This is a genomic window from Streptomyces pseudogriseolus (assembly GCA_002154585.1).
Taxonomy (GTDB): Bacteria; Actinomycetota; Actinomycetes; order Streptomycetales; family Streptomycetaceae; genus Streptomyces; species Streptomyces pseudogriseolus.
Map to the genome: position 1 here is coordinate 42,746 of MUNG01000021.1, position 17,456 is coordinate 60,201.

The window sequence follows — 17,456 nt, forward strand, 5'->3', positions numbered from 1 at the left end:
CCAGGAGGGGAGGGTCCGGCGGCCGCCGGCCTGTGTGCCGTACTCGTTGATCCTCCAGAAGGTGCCGAACCATGACAGTCGCCATCGACCGCGCGACCGGCAAGCGCCGCGGTGACCGCGCGCCCCGCCCCGGGCCGGGCCAGCGCCTGAAGCACTCCTACCAGAAGCACTGGTACGCCTACGCCATGATCGCGCCGGTGGCCCTGGTGCTCGGCGTCATCGTGCTGTACCCCCTGGTCTACGGCTTCTACCTCACGCTCACCGACGCGGACAGCCTCAACTCGGCACGCACCATCGGCGTCAACGAGATCGAGGCCACCTACAAGTTCATCGGCATCGACAACTACGCCGACATCCTGTGGGGCGAGACCGCCTACGACCGGTTCTGGTCGCACTTCATCTGGACGATCGTGTGGACGGCCGCCTGCGTCGCCCTGCACTACGGCATCGGCCTCGGCCTCGCGCTGCTGCTCAACCAGAAGCTGCGCGGCCGCACCTTCTACCGGCTGGTCCTCATCCTGCCGTGGGCCGTGCCGACCTTCGTCACCGTCTTCGGCTGGCGCTTCATGCTCGCCGACGCCGGCATCATCAACTCCGGCCTCGACTTCCTCGGCCTGCCCACCCCGGCATGGCTGGAGGACTCCTTCTGGCAGCGGTTCGCCGCGATCATGGTCAACACCTGGTGCGGCGTGCCGTTCATGATGGTCTCCCTGCTCGGCGGACTCCAGTCCATCGACAGCACCCTCTACGAGGCCGCCGAGATGGACGGCGCGAGCGCCTGGCAGCGGTTCCGTCACGTCACCCTGCCCGGCCTGCGCTCGGTCAGCTCCACCGTGGTGCTGCTCGGCATCATCTGGACGTTCAACCAGTTCGCGATCATCTTCCTGCTGTTCGGCAACACCGCTCCGGACGCGCAGATCCTCGTGACCTGGGCCTACCAGCTCGGCTTCGGACAGCAGCCGCGCGAGTTCGCCGAGTCCGCGGCCTACGGCATGCTGCTGCTGGCCATCCTGATCGTCTTCACGTCCTTCTACCGCCGCTGGCTGAACCGCAACGACCAGCAGCTCGCGATCTGAGGCGGGAGCCCCCATGAGCACCTCGACCCTCCCCACCGCCGCCGAGGCCGGCCGCCCCGACGGCGAGCGGAGCGCCGCGCCCCGCAAGGGCCTCCGGCGCGGTGAGGTCAGCCCCCTGGGCCGCCTCGCCTCCCACGGCATCCTGATCGTGGCCAGCCTGATCGCGCTGTTCCCGGTCGCCTGGCTGGTCTTCCTGTCCCTCGGCCCCGACAAGGACGACTATCTGCGTCCCGGCGGGATCTGGGGCAAAATGACACTGGACAACTACTCGTTCGTGCTGCAGAACACGAACTTCTTCGACTGGCTCAAGAGCTCGCTGATCGTGTCCCTCGGCACCACGGTCATCGGCGTCCTGGTGGCGGCCACCACCGGCTACGCGGTCTCCCGCATGCGCTTCCCCGGCTACAAGAAGTTCATGTGGGTGCTGCTGGTCACCCAGATGTTCCCGGTGGCCGTGCTGATGGTCCCGATGTACCAGATCCTGTCGGACCTCCAGCTCATCGACAGCTACCTCGGCCTGATCCTCGTGTACTGCTCCACGGCGGTGCCGTACTGCGCCTGGCTGATGAAGGGCTACTTCGACACCATCCCCTTCGAGATCGACGAGGCGGGACGCGTCGACGGACTGACCCCGTTCGGCACGTTCGCGCGGCTGATCCTGCCGCTCGCCAAGCCGGGGCTCGCGGTCGCGGCGTTCTACAGCTTCATCACCGCGTTCGGGGAGGTGGCGTTCGCCACGACGTTCATGCTGGACGACACGAAGTACACGTTGGCCGTGGGGCTGCAGAGTTTCGTGAGTGAGCATGATGCTCAGCGGAATTTGATGGCTGCGACCGCCGTTTTGATCGCGATACCCGTGTCCGCGTTCTTCTATCTCGTGCAGAAGAACCTCGTTGCCGGTCTTACGGCCGGTGGCACCAAGGGGTAAGTCCCGGGGGACTTCTGCCGTCGGCCGGCTGCGGCTTCACCGTGGCTGGTCGCGCAGTTCCCCGCGCCCCTGAAGGGCGTTGCCCTTCCCCTGGGTCCGAGGCGGCCGCGTTGGCCATCCGACCCCGCTGTCATCGCGGCCGCCTCCACTTAGCTTCCCTGCCCGAACCCCGTACCAAGGACGTCATGAGTCAGCAGCAGTCCGCCGCCCCGGCCCCGACCCCCACGACCGACTCGGCCGTCGCCACCGTCGCGCGGCGCCGTGACTGGTGGCGGGACGCGGTGATCTACCAGGTGTACCCGCGCAGCTTCGCCGACAGCAACGGTGACGGCATGGGCGACCTGGAGGGCATCCGCTCCCGTCTGCCGTACCTGCGTGACCTCGGCGTGGACGCCGTGTGGCTGAGCCCCTTCTACGCCTCCCCGCAGGCCGACGCCGGTTACGACGTCGCCGACTACCGCGCCGTCGATCCGATGTTCGGCACGCTGCTCGACGCGGACGCGCTGATCCGCGACGCGCACGCGCTGGGCCTGCGGATCATCGTCGACCTGGTGCCCAACCACTCCTCCGACCAGCACGAGTGGTTCAAGCGCGCCCTCGCGGAGGGCCCCGGCTCGCCGCTGCGCGAGCGCTACCACTTCCGTCCCGGCAAGGGCGAGAACGGCGAACTCCCGCCCAACGACTGGGAGTCGATCTTCGGCGGCCCCGCCTGGACCCGGGTCACCGAGCCCGACGGCACCCCCGGCGAGTGGTACCTGCACCTCTTCGCGCCCGAGCAGCCCGACTTCAACTGGGAGCACCCGGCGGTCGGCGACGAGTTCCGCTCCATCCTGCGGTTCTGGCTGGACATGGGCGTGGACGGGTTCCGGATCGACGTGGCCCACGGCATGGTGAAGGCCGAGGGCCTGCCGGACCTGGGGTCGCACGACGAGATGCGGCTGCTGGGCAACGATGTCACCCCGTTCTTCGACCAGGACGGCGTGCACGACATCTACCGGCAGTGGCGGCTCATCCTCGACGAGTACTCCGATGCAATGGGGCCCGAAGGGCCTTCCGCAGAAGGGCGGGGGCGGGAGACGGGTGGGCGCATTTTCGTCGCCGAGGCGTGGACGCCGACCGTCGAGCGCACCGCCAACTACGTCCGCCCCGACGAGCTGCACCAGGCGTTCAACTTCCAGTACCTGGCGACGCACTGGGACGCGGCCGAGCTGCGCGCGGTCGTCGACCGCACCCTGGACTCGATGCGCCCGGTGGGCGCCCCCGCCACCTGGGTGCTGTCCAACCACGACGTCACCCGGCACGCCACCCGGTTCGCCAACCCGGCGGGCCTCGGCACCCAGATCCGTAAGGCCGGCGACCGTGAGCTGGGGCTGCGCCGGGCCCGTGCGGCGACCCTGCTGATGCTGGCGCTGCCCGGCTCGGCCTACGTCTACCAGGGCGAGGAGCTGGGCCTGCCGGACGTCGTGGACCTGCCGGACGAGGTGCGCCAGGACCCGGCGTACTTCCGCGGCGCGGGCCAGGACGGCTTCCGTGACGGCTGCCGGGTGCCGATCCCGTGGACCCGGGAGGGCTCCAGCCACGGCTTCGGCGACGGCGGCAGCTGGCTGCCGCAGCCCGAGGGCTGGGGCGAGCTGAGCGTCGAGGCGCAGACCGGCGTGCCCGGCTCCACCCTGGAGATGTACCGCTCGGCGCTCGCGTTGCGCCGTGAGCAGGCGGATCTGGGGGCGGGCGACGCGGTGGAGTGGCTGACGGCGCCCGAGGGCGTGCTGGCGTTCCGGCGCGGGGACTTCGTGTGCGTCGCGAACACCACGGGAGCGCCCGTGACCGTGCCCGCGTACGGGAGGGTGCTGATCACCAGCGGCGAGGTGGAGGAGACGGGCGGCGAGGCCGTGGTCGCGGCCGACACGACCGTGTGGTGGACGACGGCCTGACGGTCGTACGCCTCGCAACTTTTTTCCTTCAAGTTGGTACGGCCCGCTGCCCTTTCGGGTGGCGGGCCTCTAACATCTGCGTTGCCGCAAGGTTGCTGAAGCTTTCTGCAAGAAGCTTCAACCACTTCGCCGGTACTCCCCACACCCTTCGATGAAGAAGGATCCCCATATGGCACGCAGAACCCTCGCCGGGATCGCCGCCCTCGCGGCCGCCTCGGCTGTCATGACCCCGACAGTCGCCGAGGCCTCCCCGCCCGGCTCCAAGGACGTCACGGCCGTCCTCTTCGAGTGGAACTTCGCCTCGGTCGCCCGCGAGTGCACCACCACCCTCGGCCCCGCCGGCTACGGCTACGTGCAGGTCTCCCCGCCCGCCGAGCACATACAGGGCTCGCAGTGGTGGACGTCGTACCAGCCGGTGAGCTACCGGATCGCCGGACGGCTGGGCGACCGCGCCGCCTTCAAGAGCATGGTGGACACGTGTCACGCGGCCGGCGTGAAGGTCGTCGCCGACACCGTGATCAACCACATGTCCGCCGGCAGCGGCACGGGCACCGGCGGCTCGTCGTACAGCAAGTACAACTACCCGGGCCTGTACTCCTCGTACGACTTCGACAACTGCACCTCGCAGATCACCAACTACGGCGACCGCTGGAACGTGCAGAACTGCGAGCTGGTCGGCCTCGCCGACCTCGACACCGGCGAGGACTACGTCCGCGGGGCCATCGCCGGGTACATGAACGACCTGCTCTCCCTCGGCGTCGACGGCTTCCGCATCGACGCGGCCAAGCACATCCCCGCCGCCGACCTCGCGAACATCAAGTCCCGGCTGACCAACCCCTCCGCCTACTGGAAGCAGGAGGTCATCCACGGCGCCGGCGAGGCCGTGCAGCCCACCGAGTACACGGGCACCGGCGACGTCCAGGAGTTCCGCTACGCCTACGACCTCAAGCGGGTCTTCACCAACGAGAACCTCGCCTACCTGAAGAACTACGGCGAGGGCTGGGGCTACCTGAACAGCGGCTCCGCCGGTGTGTTCGTCGACAACCACGACACCGAGCGCAACGGCTCCACGCTCAGCTACAAGGACAACGCCACCTACACCCTGGCCAACGTCTTCATGCTGGCCTGGCCCTACGGCGCCCCCGACATCAACTCCGGCTACGAGTTCACCGACCACGACGCCGGACCGCCGAACGGCGGCCGGGTCGACGCCTGCTGGCAGAGCGGCTGGAAGTGCCAGCACAACTGGCCCGAGATCAAGTCGATGGTCGGCTTCCGCAACGCCACCCGGGGCCAGGCGGTCACCAACTGGTGGGACAACGGCGGCGACGCCATCGCCTTCGGGCGCGGGAACAAGGGCTTCGTGGCGATCAACCACGAGTCCGGCTCCCTCACCCGCACCTACCAGACCTCCCTCCCGGCGGGCACGTACTGCGACGTGCAGAGCAACAAGCAGGTGACGGTGGACGGTTCGGGCCGGCTCACCGCGACCCTCGGCAGCAACACCGCCCTCGCCGTGTACGCGGGCAAGAGCGGCTGCTGAAGCACAACTGTGACGTCCGGCGGCCGGTTCCGTGGCCGCCGGACGCTAGCGTGATCACGGGGGCCACACCGTCCCCCACCGGGTGAGGAGGCGCGGCGCGATCCACTTCCACGCGTCCGTCTTCCGCGCCGCAGGGGGAGCCGTTCACATGGCTTACAACCACACCACCGGACGCCCGCCCAGGCGCGGTACGGCGCGCCTGAAGGCGCTGCTGGTCCCGCTGATCCTGATCGGCGCGATCGTCGGCTACAACGTCTCCAGGGACGACGACTCCTCGTCCGCCTCCTTGCCGCTGCCGTCGTCCTCGTCGTCCTCCACGGCGCCGGACGAGAAGTCCGGCGAGTGGAAGGTCGGCGACTGCGGCGGCCCGGACCCGGAGGGCTCGGGCGACAGCTATCAGGCGCTCGACTGCGACGACTCCGGCGCCACCTTCAAGGCGCTCAAGATCATGGACGCGGCCATCCTGCCGGACTCCATCCAGTGCCCCGCCGGCACCGACATCATCATCCAGGTGTCCCTCACCTTCGGCTCCTCCGACAGCGGCATCCCGAACAGCACCGTCTGCGGACGCAACCTGTCCGGCGACCACCCCGGCGACGCGGGCGCCGGCGGCGGCCAGCTGGTGAAGGGCGACTGCATCGACGCGAACGCCCAGGAGATTGCCTGCACCCAGGCCGGGTCCGCCGACTACAAGGTCCTGGACCTCACCAAGACGGAGGCCGAGTGCCCCTCGGGCACCACGGACCCGCTGAAGCTGACGATCGCGATCGGCCGTCCGTACGACTACATCTGCGCCACCGCGGCCGCCTGACGAGCGGTCCGCCCCGCGTGCACCCCGCGCCGCCGGTCTCCCCGACAGGAGACCGGCGGCGCGCCGCTCTTCCCCTCCTTGCCCGCCGGACTCGTCCGCCCCTGCCGGAAAGCTCCCGCTGGAAGTTCTTGCCGACACTTTCACAACTATTGCTGTAAGGCTTTCAACGACGGTACGGTCACGCCGACGCTCCGGTGATGTGGCCGAAACTGTCCCCGCCGGGGCGTGGGGTCGGACCCAATGAGCCGTAAGCGCAAGGAGTTCACGCCTTGATACCCAGATGGCCCGCGCCCCCGGGGCGCCGCACCGCGCGGGGCCGCCGCGTCGCCGCCGTCACGGTGGCCGCGCTCGCCGCGGCGCTCGTGCAGCCGGTCGCCGCCCGAGCCGCCACCCCGCCCGCGCCCCCCTCGGACGCGAAGCTCGCCGCCTCCCCGGCGCGCCACGACCTGACGCGGGAGCAGTTCTACTTCGTCCTGCCGGACCGCTTCGCCAACGGGGACACGAAAAACGACCGCGGCGGACTGACCGGTTCGCGCCTCACCCACGGCTACGACCCCACCGACAAGGGCTTCTACCAGGGCGGCGACCTCAAGGGGCTCACCCGGAAGCTCGACTACATCAAGGGGCTCGGCACCACCGCCATCTGGCTGGCGCCGATCTTCAAGAACCAGCCCGTGCAGGGGACCGGGGAGAACGCCTCCGCCGGCTACCACGGCTACTGGATCACCGACTTCACCCAGGTCGACCCGCACTTCGGCACCAACCAGGACCTCGAGACCCTCATCGACAAGGCCCACGCCAAGGGCATGAAGGTCTTCTTCGACGTCATCACGAACCACACCGCCGACGTCATCGACTACGAGGAGAAGTCCTACGACTACCTCTCCAAGAGCGCCTTCCCGTACCTGACCAAGGACGGCGTGCCCTTCGACGACGCCGACCACGCCGACGGCAGCCGCACGTTCCCGCGCGTGGACGTCGGTTCCTTCCCGCGCACGCCGGTCGTGCCCGCGGCGAAGAAGCGGCTCAAAGTGCCGTCCTGGCTCAACGACCCGGCGATGTACCACAACCGCGGTGACTCCACCTTCGCCGGCGAGTCCGCCGAGTACGGTGACTTCTCCGGGCTCGACGACCTGTGGACCGAGCGTCCCGAGGTCGTCGACGGCATGGAGAAGATCTACCAGCGGTGGGTGCGGGACTTCGGCATCGACGGCTTCCGGATCGACACCGTGAAGCACGTCAACATGGAGTTCTGGACCCAGTGGGCCACCGCGCTGGACGCCTACGCGGCGAAGAAGGGCCGCGACGACTTCTTCATGTTCGGCGAGGTGTACTCCGCCGACACGAACGTCACCGCCCCCTACGTCACCCAGGGCCGGCTCGACGCCACCCTCGACTTCCCCTTCCAGGACGCGGCCCGCGCGTACGCCTCCCAGGACGGCAGCGCCAAGAAGCTCGCCTCCGTCTTCGGCGACGACTACAAGTACACGTCCGGCAGGGCCAACGCCTACGAGCAGGTCACCTTCCTCGGCAACCACGACATGGGCCGCATGGGCACGTTCCTGATGCAGGACAACCCGAAGGCGTCCGACGCGGAGCTGCTGCAGCGGGACATGCTCGCCAACGAGCTGATGTTCCTCAGCCGCGGCAACCCGGTCGTGTACTACGGCGACGAACAGGGCTTCACCGGCGCGGGCGGCGACAAGGACGCCCGCCAGACCCTCTTCGCGTCCCGCACCGCCGACTACCTCGACGACGACCTCATCGGCACCGACCGCACCCACGCCGAGGACGCCTACGACACCCGCTCCCCGCTCTACCGGCAGATCGGCGCCCTCGCCAAGCTCCGCGCGGCGCACCCCGCGCTGGCCGACGGCGTCCAGCAGGAGCGGTACGCCGACGACGGCCCAGGCGTCTACGCCTTCTCGCGCACCGCCCCCGGCAAGAACCCCACCGAGTACGTCGTCGCCTTCAACAACGCGGGCGAGACGCGGACGGCCACCTTCGCGACCGGCTCCGCCGACACCACGTTCCGGGGCATCCACGGCACCGGCGCGACCGTCCGCAGCGACGCCGACAGGAAGATCACCGTCTCCGTCCCGGCCCGCTCCGCGATCGTCCTGAGGGCCGCCACCCCGCTCGGCGAGCCCGACGCGAAGCCCACCCTCACCCTGAAGGCCCCCGAGGCGGGCGCCACCGGCACCGTCGAGGTCACCGCCGACGTCGACGGCGGACAGCTGAACCGGGTCGTCTTCGCCGCACAGACCGGCAACGGCAGGTGGCAGACGCTCGGCTCCGCCGACCACGCCCCCTACAAGGTCACCCACACCGTCGGCGCGGACGTCCCCGCCGGCACCGCCCTGCGCTACAAGGCCGTCGTGATCGACTCGGCCGGCCGCACCGCGAGCGCCCTGGCCGCCTCCACGACCGGCGCCCCGCCCGCCGAGGAGGAGCCCACCGCCGCCTCCCGCGAGTACGCCATCGTCCACTACCAGCGCCCCGACGGCGACTACCAGGACTGGAGCCTGTACGCCTGGGGCGACCTCGCGGACGGCGAGGCCACCGAGTGGCCCGCGGGCCACGCCTTCACCGGCCGCGACGCCTACGGCGCCTTCGCCTGGGTCAAGCTGAAGCCGGGCGCCTCCGACATCGGCTTCGTCGTGGTCGACAAGGACGGCACCAAGGACGTCGCCACCGACCGCACCATCGACGTCACCCGCACCGGCGAGGTGTGGATCAAGCAGGGCGACGAGACCGTCACCACCGAGCGGCCCGAGTACCCGGCGCAGGACACCACCAAGGCCGTCCTGCACTACCACCGCGCCGACGGACGGTACGACGGCTGGGGCCTGCACACCTGGACCGGCGCCGCGAACCCCACCGACTGGGCGAAGCCGCTGGAACCGGTGAAGACTGACTCCTATGGCGCTGTCTTCGAGGTGCCGCTCGCCGAGGGTGCCACCAGCCTCAGCTACATCCTCCACAAGGGGGACGAGAAGGACCTCCCGACCGACCAGTCGCTGGACCTCAGGGCGAACGGCCACGAGGTGTGGCTGGTGAGCGGCCAGGAGACCTACCTGCTGCCGCAGCCCGCCGGGTCCTCGGCCGCCCTCGACCTGACCACCTCCAAGGCGGTCTGGATCGACCGCTCCACCCTCGTCTGGGACGGCTCCGCCGCGGCCGCCTCCACCCAGCTCCTCGCCTCCCGCACCGGCTCGGTCACGGTGACGGACGGGAAGCTGAACCCCGGCGACGCCCGCTGGATCCGCCTGACGAAGTCGGCCCTCACCGACGCGCAGAAGGCGACGTTCCCGCACCTGGCGAGCGGCACGGCCTGGACCGTCGACCCGCGTGACCGCGACCGGGTGCGCGAGGCCCTGCGCGGCCAGGTCGTCGCCACCCAGCGCGCCGCCAACGGAGCGGTGCTCGCGGCGACCGGCGTGCAGATCGCGGGCGTCCTGGACGACCTGTACGCGGCCGGCGCCACGAAGGCGAAGCTCGGCCCGGTGTTCCGCCACGGCCGTCCCACCCTCTCCGTGTGGGCGCCGACCGCGCGGGACGTCTCCCTGGAGATCGGCGACCGCACCGTCCGGATGCGCCGCGACGACGCCACCGGTGTCTGGTCCGTCACCGGCCCCGCCTCCTGGAAGGGCGAGGAGTACCGGTACGCGGTGGCCGTGTGGGCGCCCAGCACCCGCGAGCTCGTCACCAACAAGGTCACCGACCCGTACGCGACCGCCCTGACCACCGACTCCGAGCGCAGCCTCGTCGTCGACCTGGCCGACCGGTCCCTCCGGCCGCGCGGCTGGGACGGCTACGCCAAGCCGAAGGCCGTGCCGCTGAAGGACGCGCAGATCCAGGAGCTGCACATCCGCGACTTCTCCGTCGCGGACCGCACCGCCGACCACCCCGGCACGTATCTCGCGTTCACCGACAAGGACAGCGACGGCAGCCGGCACCTGCGCGAGCTGGCCGAGGCCGGCACCTCGTACGTGCACCTGCTGCCCGCCTTCGACATCGCCACCATCCCGGAGAGGAAGTCCGACCAGGCGACCGTCGACTGCGACCTCGCCTCCTACCCGGCCGACTCCGACAAGCAGCAGGAGTGCGTGGCGAAGGCCGCCGCCAAGGACGCCTTCAACTGGGGCTACGACCCGTACCACTACACGGTCCCCGAGGGCTCCTACGCCACCGACCCGGACGGCACCGCCCGCACGGTCGAGTTCCGGAAGATGGTCAAGGCGCTCAACGAGGACGGCCTGCGGGTCGTGATGGACGTGGTCTACAACCACACCGCCGCGAGCGGCCAGGCGAAGACCTCCGTCCTGGACCGGATCGTGCCCGGCTACTACCAGCGGCTCCTGGCCGACGGCTCGGTCGCCACCAGCACCTGCTGCGCCAACACGGCCACCGAGAACGCCATGATGGGCAAGCTGGTCGTCGACTCGGTCGTCACCTGGGCCAAGGAGTACAAGGTCGACGGCTTCCGCTTCGACCTCATGGGCCACCACCCGAAGGCCAACATCCTCGCGGTCAGGAAGGCCCTCGACGAGCTGACCCCCGCCAAGGACGGCGTCGACGGCAAGAAGATCATCCTGTACGGCGAGGGCTGGAACTTCGGCGAGATCGCCGACGACGCCCGCTTCGTCCAGGCCACGCAGAAGAACATGGCCGGCACCGGCATCGCCACCTTCTCCGACCGGGCCCGTGACGCCGTGCGCGGCGGCGGACCCTTCGACGAGGACCCCGGCGTGCAGGGCTTCGCCTCCGGCCTCTACACCGACCCCAACTCCTCGGCGGTGAACGGCACCCCGGCCGAGCAGAAGGCCCGGCTGCTGCACTACCAGGACCTGATCAAGGTGGGCCTGAGCGGCAACCTCGCCGACTACACCTTCACCGACACCACCGGCACGGAGGTCAAGGGCTCCCAGGTCGACTACAACGGCGCCCCCGCCGGCTACGCGGCCGCCCCCGGCGACGCCCTCGCCTACGCGGACGCGCACGACAACGAGTCGCTGTTCGACGCGCTCGCCTTCAAGCTGCCGAAGGACACCCCGGCCGCGGACCGGGCGCGCATGCAGATTCTCGCCATGGCGACCGCCGCCCTCTCCCAGGGGCCGGCGCTCTCCCAGGCGGGCACCGACCTGCTGCGCTCCAAGTCCCTCGACCGCAACTCCTACGACAGCGGCGACTGGTTCAACGCGATCCACTGGAACTGCGCGGACGGCAACGGCATGGGCCGCGGCCTGCCGCCGGCCGCCGACAACCAGGACAAGTGGCCGTACGCCAGGCCGCTGCTCGGCTCCGTCAGGGTGGGCTGCCCGCAGATCGAGGGCGCCTCGGCCGCGTACCGGGACCTGCTGCGGATCCGTACCACGGAGAAGGTGTTCTCCCTCGACACCGCGGACCAGGTGCAGGACCGGCTCTCCTTCCCGCTGTCCGGGAAGGACGAGACGCCCGGCGTGATCACCATGACCCTCGGTGACCTGGTGGTCGTCTTCAACGCCACGCCCGAGCGGCAGGAACAGCGCGTCGCCGCGCTCGCCGGGCAGGCCCACCGTCTGCACCCCGTGCAGGCGGCGGGCGGGGACGCGGTCGTGAAGACGTCGTCGTACACGAAGGCGACCGGCACGTTCCACGTGCCGGCCCGCACGGTGGCGGTGTTCACCACCGCCGGCTGACCGCCTGAGGAGCTGCGGCTAGTGTGAGCCCTCCTGACCTGGAACAGGAGGGCTCATGCCGCAGATCACCGTCGACTACTCCGAGCGGCTCGCGGACGGCTTCGACCGGCCCGCCTTCGCGCGGGACCTGCACACCGCCGTGGTGGAGATCGCGGCGGCCAAGCCGCCCGCGTGCAAGACGCGGTTCCGGCGCACCGAGGACCCGGTGGTCGGCCCCGACACCGAGGGCCACGCGCTGGTGCACGTGCACATCGGCCTGCTGGCCGGCCGCACCGACGAGACCAAGGCCCGGCTCACCGAGACGGTCCTGGAACTGCTGCGGCGGTACGTGAAGCCGGCCGGGGGAGAGAGACTGCACGCCTCCGCCGAGGTCCGCGACCTCGACCCGTCCTACCGCAAGTTCGAGAGCGAGTAGCCGTAGTCGACCGCAGCCCGGCCCGCCGCGGCCGGGCTCACGTCGCGGCCGGGCTCACTCCTGAGCCAGCGCGATCATCCGGGCGGCCAGGTCGGTGAACGGGCCGTCGCCCGGCTCCTGCTTGACCAGCCCCCGCAGCAGCGTGGCGAGTTCCTCGTCCCGGGCGGCGGACACCGCGGCCAGCGCCGCGAAGTCCTGCACCAGCTTGGTCTCCAGCTCCTCGCGCGGTATGCGCCGCCCGTCCAGCCAGATCAGCGCCGTCGACTCCACCAGCGAGATCCAGGAGCGCACCACCAGCTCCAGCCGGGCCGGCGCCGGCCCCACCACGCCCATGTGCGCCAGCATCTGCTCGTAGGCGGCCTGACGCACCGAGTCCACCAGCGCGTTGGTGGTCGACGAACCCACGGCGGGGCCGCCCCGCATCAGCGCGGCGAAGCCGGGGCCGTGCTCCTCCACGAAGTCGAAGAACCGCGCCATCACCCGCCGCAGCCGCGCGCCCAGCGGACCCTCGTGCGGCTCGGCGAACCGGGACGACAGATCGTCCGCCGCCCGCCTCAACGCGGCCTCGTACAGGCTCAGTTTGCCGGGGAAGTAGTGGTAGACGAGCGGGCGCGAGATGCCCGCCCGGGACGCTATCTCGTCGATCGAGACCTCGTCCGGGGAATGCTTGCTGAACAGTTCGAGAGCCACGCCGATCAACTGCTGCCGACGCTCCTCGACTCCCATCCTCCGACGCACCCCGGTACCCATGCGAACACCTTACCGATCGTTTCCGGCCTCCCACGGGCCGGACCGGGCACCGGTGTCCCCCCGGATCACCGCAGCCCGCCGACCGACCCCCCGTCCTCCAGTGTGCCCGTGAGGTCGGCCCGCGCACCCTTCTCCGCGCGCACCGACAGCAGCCGCTCCTCCGCCTCCCCCTCGATTCCGCCGGTGGCCTTCACGGACTCCACCCCGTCGCTGCCGGCCGCGAGCAGGTACCAGGAGCCGCCGGCGGACTTCCACAACACCCCGGCCAGCACGTCGGGTTGCCGCTCCCCGCAGGCCGGCGCGTCCTCGGCGCGCGCCGCCACCGCCCCGTACCGCGCGCCCGGTGAGAGGAACTGCGCCAGCACCCGCGCCCCGGTGCCCCGCCAGGTCTCCCCGCGCGTGCACAGCCACTCGGCCTCTCCGTCGCCGCCGGGCAGCGGCTGCTCCGCGTACGCCCAGGCGTTGACGCTGCGCACGCCCGCCGACCGCATCACCGCCAGCGAGCACGCGTACGGCTCCCAGGCGCGCAGCCCCTTCTCGCCCGACACGTCCTTCACCTTGCCCGGACGCCCGGTGGTCAGCCGCGCCGGGACCAGCTCGCCCAGGTCGGAGAAGAGCCGGGTGCCGGTGGAGTCGGTCAGCTCCAGCGCGTGCCAGGCCGTGCACGGCTCCCGCCCCTGGCCCGAGACCAGAGGACCGGTCACCCCGTCCTCCAGGGGGAGGGCCGTCGCGCCCTCGCCCGGGTCGCGCAGGTCCCGCCGCGCCGCCTCGCGCACCCACGGGGCCACCAGGAAGCGGACGTTGCCGTCCGAGCGGCTCAGCACCACCGCGCTCGCCCCGGCCCGCCCGGCCCCGTCGACCCGCGCCAGGTCCAGCGCCGCGCCCCGGGCGCCCTGCTCCGGCTCTGCGTACCGGGCGAGACGCCAGCCGTCGTACAGGATCACCACGCGCGCGCCGTCCACCGTGCCCGCGTACAGCAGGCGGGGCGGCCCGGCGGGCCCTCCGGTGGGCGTACCCGGGGTGGCCGACGCCGTGACGCCCTCGCCCGGACGCGCCCACACGGCGAGCGCTCGGCGCAGCAGCGCCCGGTCGCCGGTGAGCGTGCCGCGCGCCGGCCACACCGAGAAGTCGGTGCGCGCCGACGTCTCCCACGCCGAGGCGGGCGTCCGGGTCAGCCGCTCGGGGTCCAGCGCGGCCTGCGCGGCCGGGTTGCGCGCGTACGGGGGAGCGGCCGGGCCGTCGGCGCCCCAGCCGTCCCCGGGCAGCGACAGCAGCGCCCCGCACACCGCGAGCGCCGCCGCCCCGACCAGACCCGCCTTCAGGTGCCGGCGGCGGCGCAGCAGGTCCGTCGGCCGGGCCTGCAGCGAACAGGGGTCGAACTCGGGGGACTCGAGCAGCCGGTACGGGTCGGGGACGGAGTCGGCCTCCGTCAGCGCGGCGTCCGGGTCCTCGACGCCCGCGCCGGCCAGCACCCGGCGCACGTCCGTGTCCGGCAGCCGCTCCAGACCGCGCAGCGCGTGCGCGGCACGGGCCGGTCCGGACAGCGCGGCCAGCCGCTGGTCCAGAGCGAGTTCGTCCGCGCCGCCCGGCCGGGGGAAGACCTGGAGACCCCACACCTGCGGCAGCAGCGGCGGCAGCTGGGACCGCTTCGGCAGGCCCCGGCGGCGCAGCGGCAGGCCCGCCTCCAGCGCCGAGCGCACCACCTGCAGCCGCACCAGCGCGTACCCGGGGTCGCCGTCCCGGCCCGCGCTCTGGGCGGGGATCAGCGGCGCGTGGGCCCGGCCCCGGGGCAGCGCCCGCTGGACCAGGGCGTGCGCCGTGAGCACCCGCCGGGTGCGGCCCAAGCGGCCCGGCAGCACCAGGTAGGCCAGCCGGACGAGCCGCGCGTAGTGCTCGACGAGCGCGGCCTCGGCCTGTTCGACGTCCACGGCCGGGCCGGCCGGGGAGGAGGGCGCGGGGGACTGGGCGGTGGCATCCTGTGACTGCACGTTCAGCAGAACGAGCGAATCCACGGATGGTCACCTGACACCCGCGCCGTTCCGGCCACCGGTCCCCGCCGACCGAGCGCGGCGATTGAGCACGGGGCGCGCTTCAGCCGTATCGAATGCCGAGGGCCCCGTGCCGGGGCTCCGTGCGGCATGTCGCCGCCCCACGCTGTCGCCGTCAAGACCGGAGGAACACATGAGGGTGACCCGACCGAAGCTCGCGCTGACCTGCGCGGTGGCGGCCCTGGCGCTGGCGGGCTGCGGGTCCGGCGGCCACGGGGGGCACGAGCTGCCGCCCACCGCCACCGGCAGCCTGGAGAAGCTGGCCGCCGTGGCGGAGTGCGACCCCGACATGCAGACCGACGCCGACACCATCCGGCAGGCGCTGTGCGAGAAGGGCGAGGAGAAGTACGTCCTCGCCACCTTCTCCACCGACCGCGGCCAGGCCGAGTGGCTCAACACGGCCAAGGACTACGGCGGTTACTACCTCGTCGGCCGCAAGTGGGTCGCCGTGGGCGAGGAGCGGACCGTCGAGGCGCTCCAGACCGAACTCGGCGGCGACCTGGAGGAGGGCTCCGAGCACATGAACCCCGGCGGCAGCCACAACCAGGGCGGCCACCACGGCTGAGCCGCTCGCGCGCCCGGCACGGCAGAAGGCCGGCGGTGGGAACTCCCACCGCCGGCCTTCTCCCTTTCCCTCGGGCTCCTCGCCTTCCTTCGGGACCCCTCAGGCTTCCTTCAGCGGGCGGTACCGCCTACTGGCAGTCGCGGCCGCTGTTGATGCACTCGACCATCTCGTTCATCAGGTCCTCGTCGAAGAAGTTGATGAAGTCGTTGTGGTCGGTGATCGGCTTGTGCAGCTGCTCCGGGAAGGTGTCCACCGCGTACGGGTTCACCAGCTGTCCGTTGTCCACCTGCGGCGCCGGGATGTTGTCGTAGACCAGTCGGACCTGGAGCTGCGGGATGGCCTGGAAGCCGTTCGAGCAGCTGCCGTCCTCGCCGACGAAGGCGACGTGCGTGCGGTGGTTGGCGCTGTCGGCGTTCTGGCCGTCCCAGCAGCTCTGGAAGTTGGTCGTGCGGACCACCCCGCTGCCCTCGGGGCAGATCGGGTACTTGTCCGTCACCTGCCGGTCCTCGAAGCCGGTGCAGCTCCACGCGGTGTTGGCGTTGTTCAGCCCGTTGGTGAAGGACTTGGCGTCACCGGTGATGATGCGCAGGGCCCGCGGCATCGCCACGACGTCGCTGGTGCGGTTGCCGACGAACTTCAGCTCCACGTCGGTGGGCGCGACGATCTTGCCGACGTTGCCGTCCTGGCCGCCGCCCGGCTGGCCCTGGTCGATGTCCTGCGTACCGTCCTGAATGCGCAGCACCGGCCAGAAGTACGACGACCGGTCGCCCTGGTTCTGGCAGCTCGTGTCGCCGTTCGCCAGCTCCTCGTCGCTCGCGAAGGCGTTGTTGGCCTGGTTGCCGACGTAGTCGTGCTGGTGCTGGGCGCCGTTGCTGACGCCGGGCGCCACGATCACGTTGTCCGAGTTGCGCAGCGCGTTCTCGTTGGTGCCGCACTCGGTGGTGAAGCTGCCGGTCGAGCCGCCGTCGCCGTTCGCGGCGAGGCCGTTGGGCAGGTTGCGGGAGTTCGGCGGGACGTCCTCGATGCGGATGAAGTCGTCCGCCACCGGACCGTTTCCGGCCTGGCCGCCGTTGTCCTGGCCGCCGTCCTGACCGCCGCCGTTGTCCTGGCCGCCGTCGTTCTGGCCTCCGCCGTTGTTCTGACCGTCGTCCTGGCCGTCACCCTGGCCGCCGTCGCCGGGCGGCTGCTCGGCGGGCACGCCTTGGCAGCGGGCGAACCGGCCCAGGTCGCCCGGCGCCTGGCCGCCGGCCCGGTTGATGTTGATGCCGATACGGTCCAGCGTGGCCGCGCGCTTGTCCTTCAGCGGGGCGAGGATGGCGTTGTCGACGTAGCTCGCGTCGCCCGCCTGCGCCTGGCGCGTCTCGGCGAGGCGCGTGTACGCGTCGGTGATCTGGCGGTCGAGCCGGGCCAGTTCACGCGCGACGCCCCAGCGCGCCTTGCGGGGCACGCGGGTCAGCTTCTGGCCGACGTCCGGACAGTTGATCGTGGCGACCCGGGTCCCCCCGGACTTGGTGGCGTTGTGGCCCCCGTTCTCCTCGTGCGCCGAGGCGTAGAAGTTGGCCCAGACAAGACCGCCCCCACCTATCGCCAGGGCCGCCGCCCCGGCTATCACCTTCGTGGCCAGCGGTGTACGGCGTTTTCTCGTGTTGCGTCCCATGGAACTCCTCTGACTTCCTTGCGGGGCATCCCTGTGCGGGGCATCGAGGCG

General features: G+C 71.2%; 11 protein-coding genes. 8 read left to right on the forward strand and 3 right to left on the reverse strand.

Annotated features, from left to right (window positions below):
• Positions 1–71 precede the first annotated feature (71 nt).
• From CCN29_RS03360 to CCN29_RS03390, 7 genes are all read left to right on the forward strand, one after another.
• A complete protein-coding gene (locus tag CCN29_RS03360) occupies positions 72–1,076 on the forward strand; it encodes a carbohydrate ABC transporter permease (protein WP_006130103.1) in 1,005 nt (334 codons plus the stop codon).
• 13 nt (positions 1,077–1,089) lie between these two features.
• Positions 1,090–2,004 (forward strand): sugar ABC transporter permease, encoded by a 915-nt coding sequence (locus tag CCN29_RS03365; RefSeq protein WP_006130104.1) that lies wholly within the window; start codon positions 1,090–1,092, stop codon positions 2,002–2,004.
• Between the two features lie 185 nt (positions 2,005–2,189).
• Positions 2,190–3,935, forward strand: a complete 1,746-nt coding sequence (locus CCN29_RS03370) for a glycoside hydrolase family 13 protein (protein WP_086679977.1) — start codon at positions 2,190–2,192, stop codon at positions 3,933–3,935.
• 169 nt (positions 3,936–4,104) lie between these two features.
• A complete protein-coding gene (locus CCN29_RS03375; RefSeq protein ID WP_006130106.1) occupies positions 4,105–5,478 on the forward strand; it encodes an alpha-amylase in 1,374 nt (457 codons plus the stop codon).
• A gap of 148 nt (positions 5,479–5,626) precedes the next feature.
• Positions 5,627–6,289: a hypothetical protein gene (locus CCN29_RS03380; RefSeq protein ID WP_006130107.1), complete on the forward strand. Its 663-nt coding sequence runs from the start codon at positions 5,627–5,629 to the stop codon at positions 6,287–6,289.
• A gap of 269 nt (positions 6,290–6,558) precedes the next feature.
• A complete protein-coding gene (gene pulA, locus CCN29_RS03385; RefSeq protein ID WP_086679979.1) occupies positions 6,559–11,970 on the forward strand; it encodes a pullulanase-type alpha-1,6-glucosidase in 5,412 nt (1,803 codons plus the stop codon).
• Positions 11,971–12,025: 55 nt separating this feature from the next.
• Positions 12,026–12,385 (forward strand): 5-carboxymethyl-2-hydroxymuconate Delta-isomerase, encoded by a 360-nt coding sequence (locus CCN29_RS03390; protein WP_006130109.1) that lies wholly within the window; start codon positions 12,026–12,028, stop codon positions 12,383–12,385.
• Positions 12,386–12,439: 54 nt separating this feature from the next.
• On the opposite strand, the gene CCN29_RS03395 is transcribed toward CCN29_RS03390, so the two are convergent.
• Entirely contained in the window at positions 12,440–13,135 is a 696-nt protein-coding gene (locus tag CCN29_RS03395; RefSeq protein WP_031019693.1) for a TetR/AcrR family transcriptional regulator, read from the reverse strand.
• Positions 13,136–13,200: 65 nt separating this feature from the next.
• A complete protein-coding gene (locus tag CCN29_RS35545; RefSeq protein ID WP_086679987.1) occupies positions 13,201–15,123 on the reverse strand; it encodes a hypothetical protein in 1,923 nt (640 codons plus the stop codon).
• Positions 15,124–15,316: 193 nt separating this feature from the next.
• On the opposite strand from CCN29_RS35545, the gene CCN29_RS03405 reads away from it, so the two are divergent.
• Positions 15,317–15,748, forward strand: a complete 432-nt coding sequence (locus CCN29_RS03405; RefSeq protein WP_006130112.1) for a hypothetical protein — start codon at positions 15,317–15,319, stop codon at positions 15,746–15,748.
• Positions 15,749–15,875: 127 nt separating this feature from the next.
• Here CCN29_RS03405 and CCN29_RS03410 read toward each other — a convergent pair whose 3' ends face one another.
• Positions 15,876–17,405, reverse strand: a complete 1,530-nt coding sequence (locus tag CCN29_RS03410; protein ID WP_086679981.1) for a DUF1996 domain-containing protein — start codon at positions 17,403–17,405, stop codon at positions 15,876–15,878.
• Positions 17,406–17,456 lie beyond the last annotated feature (51 nt).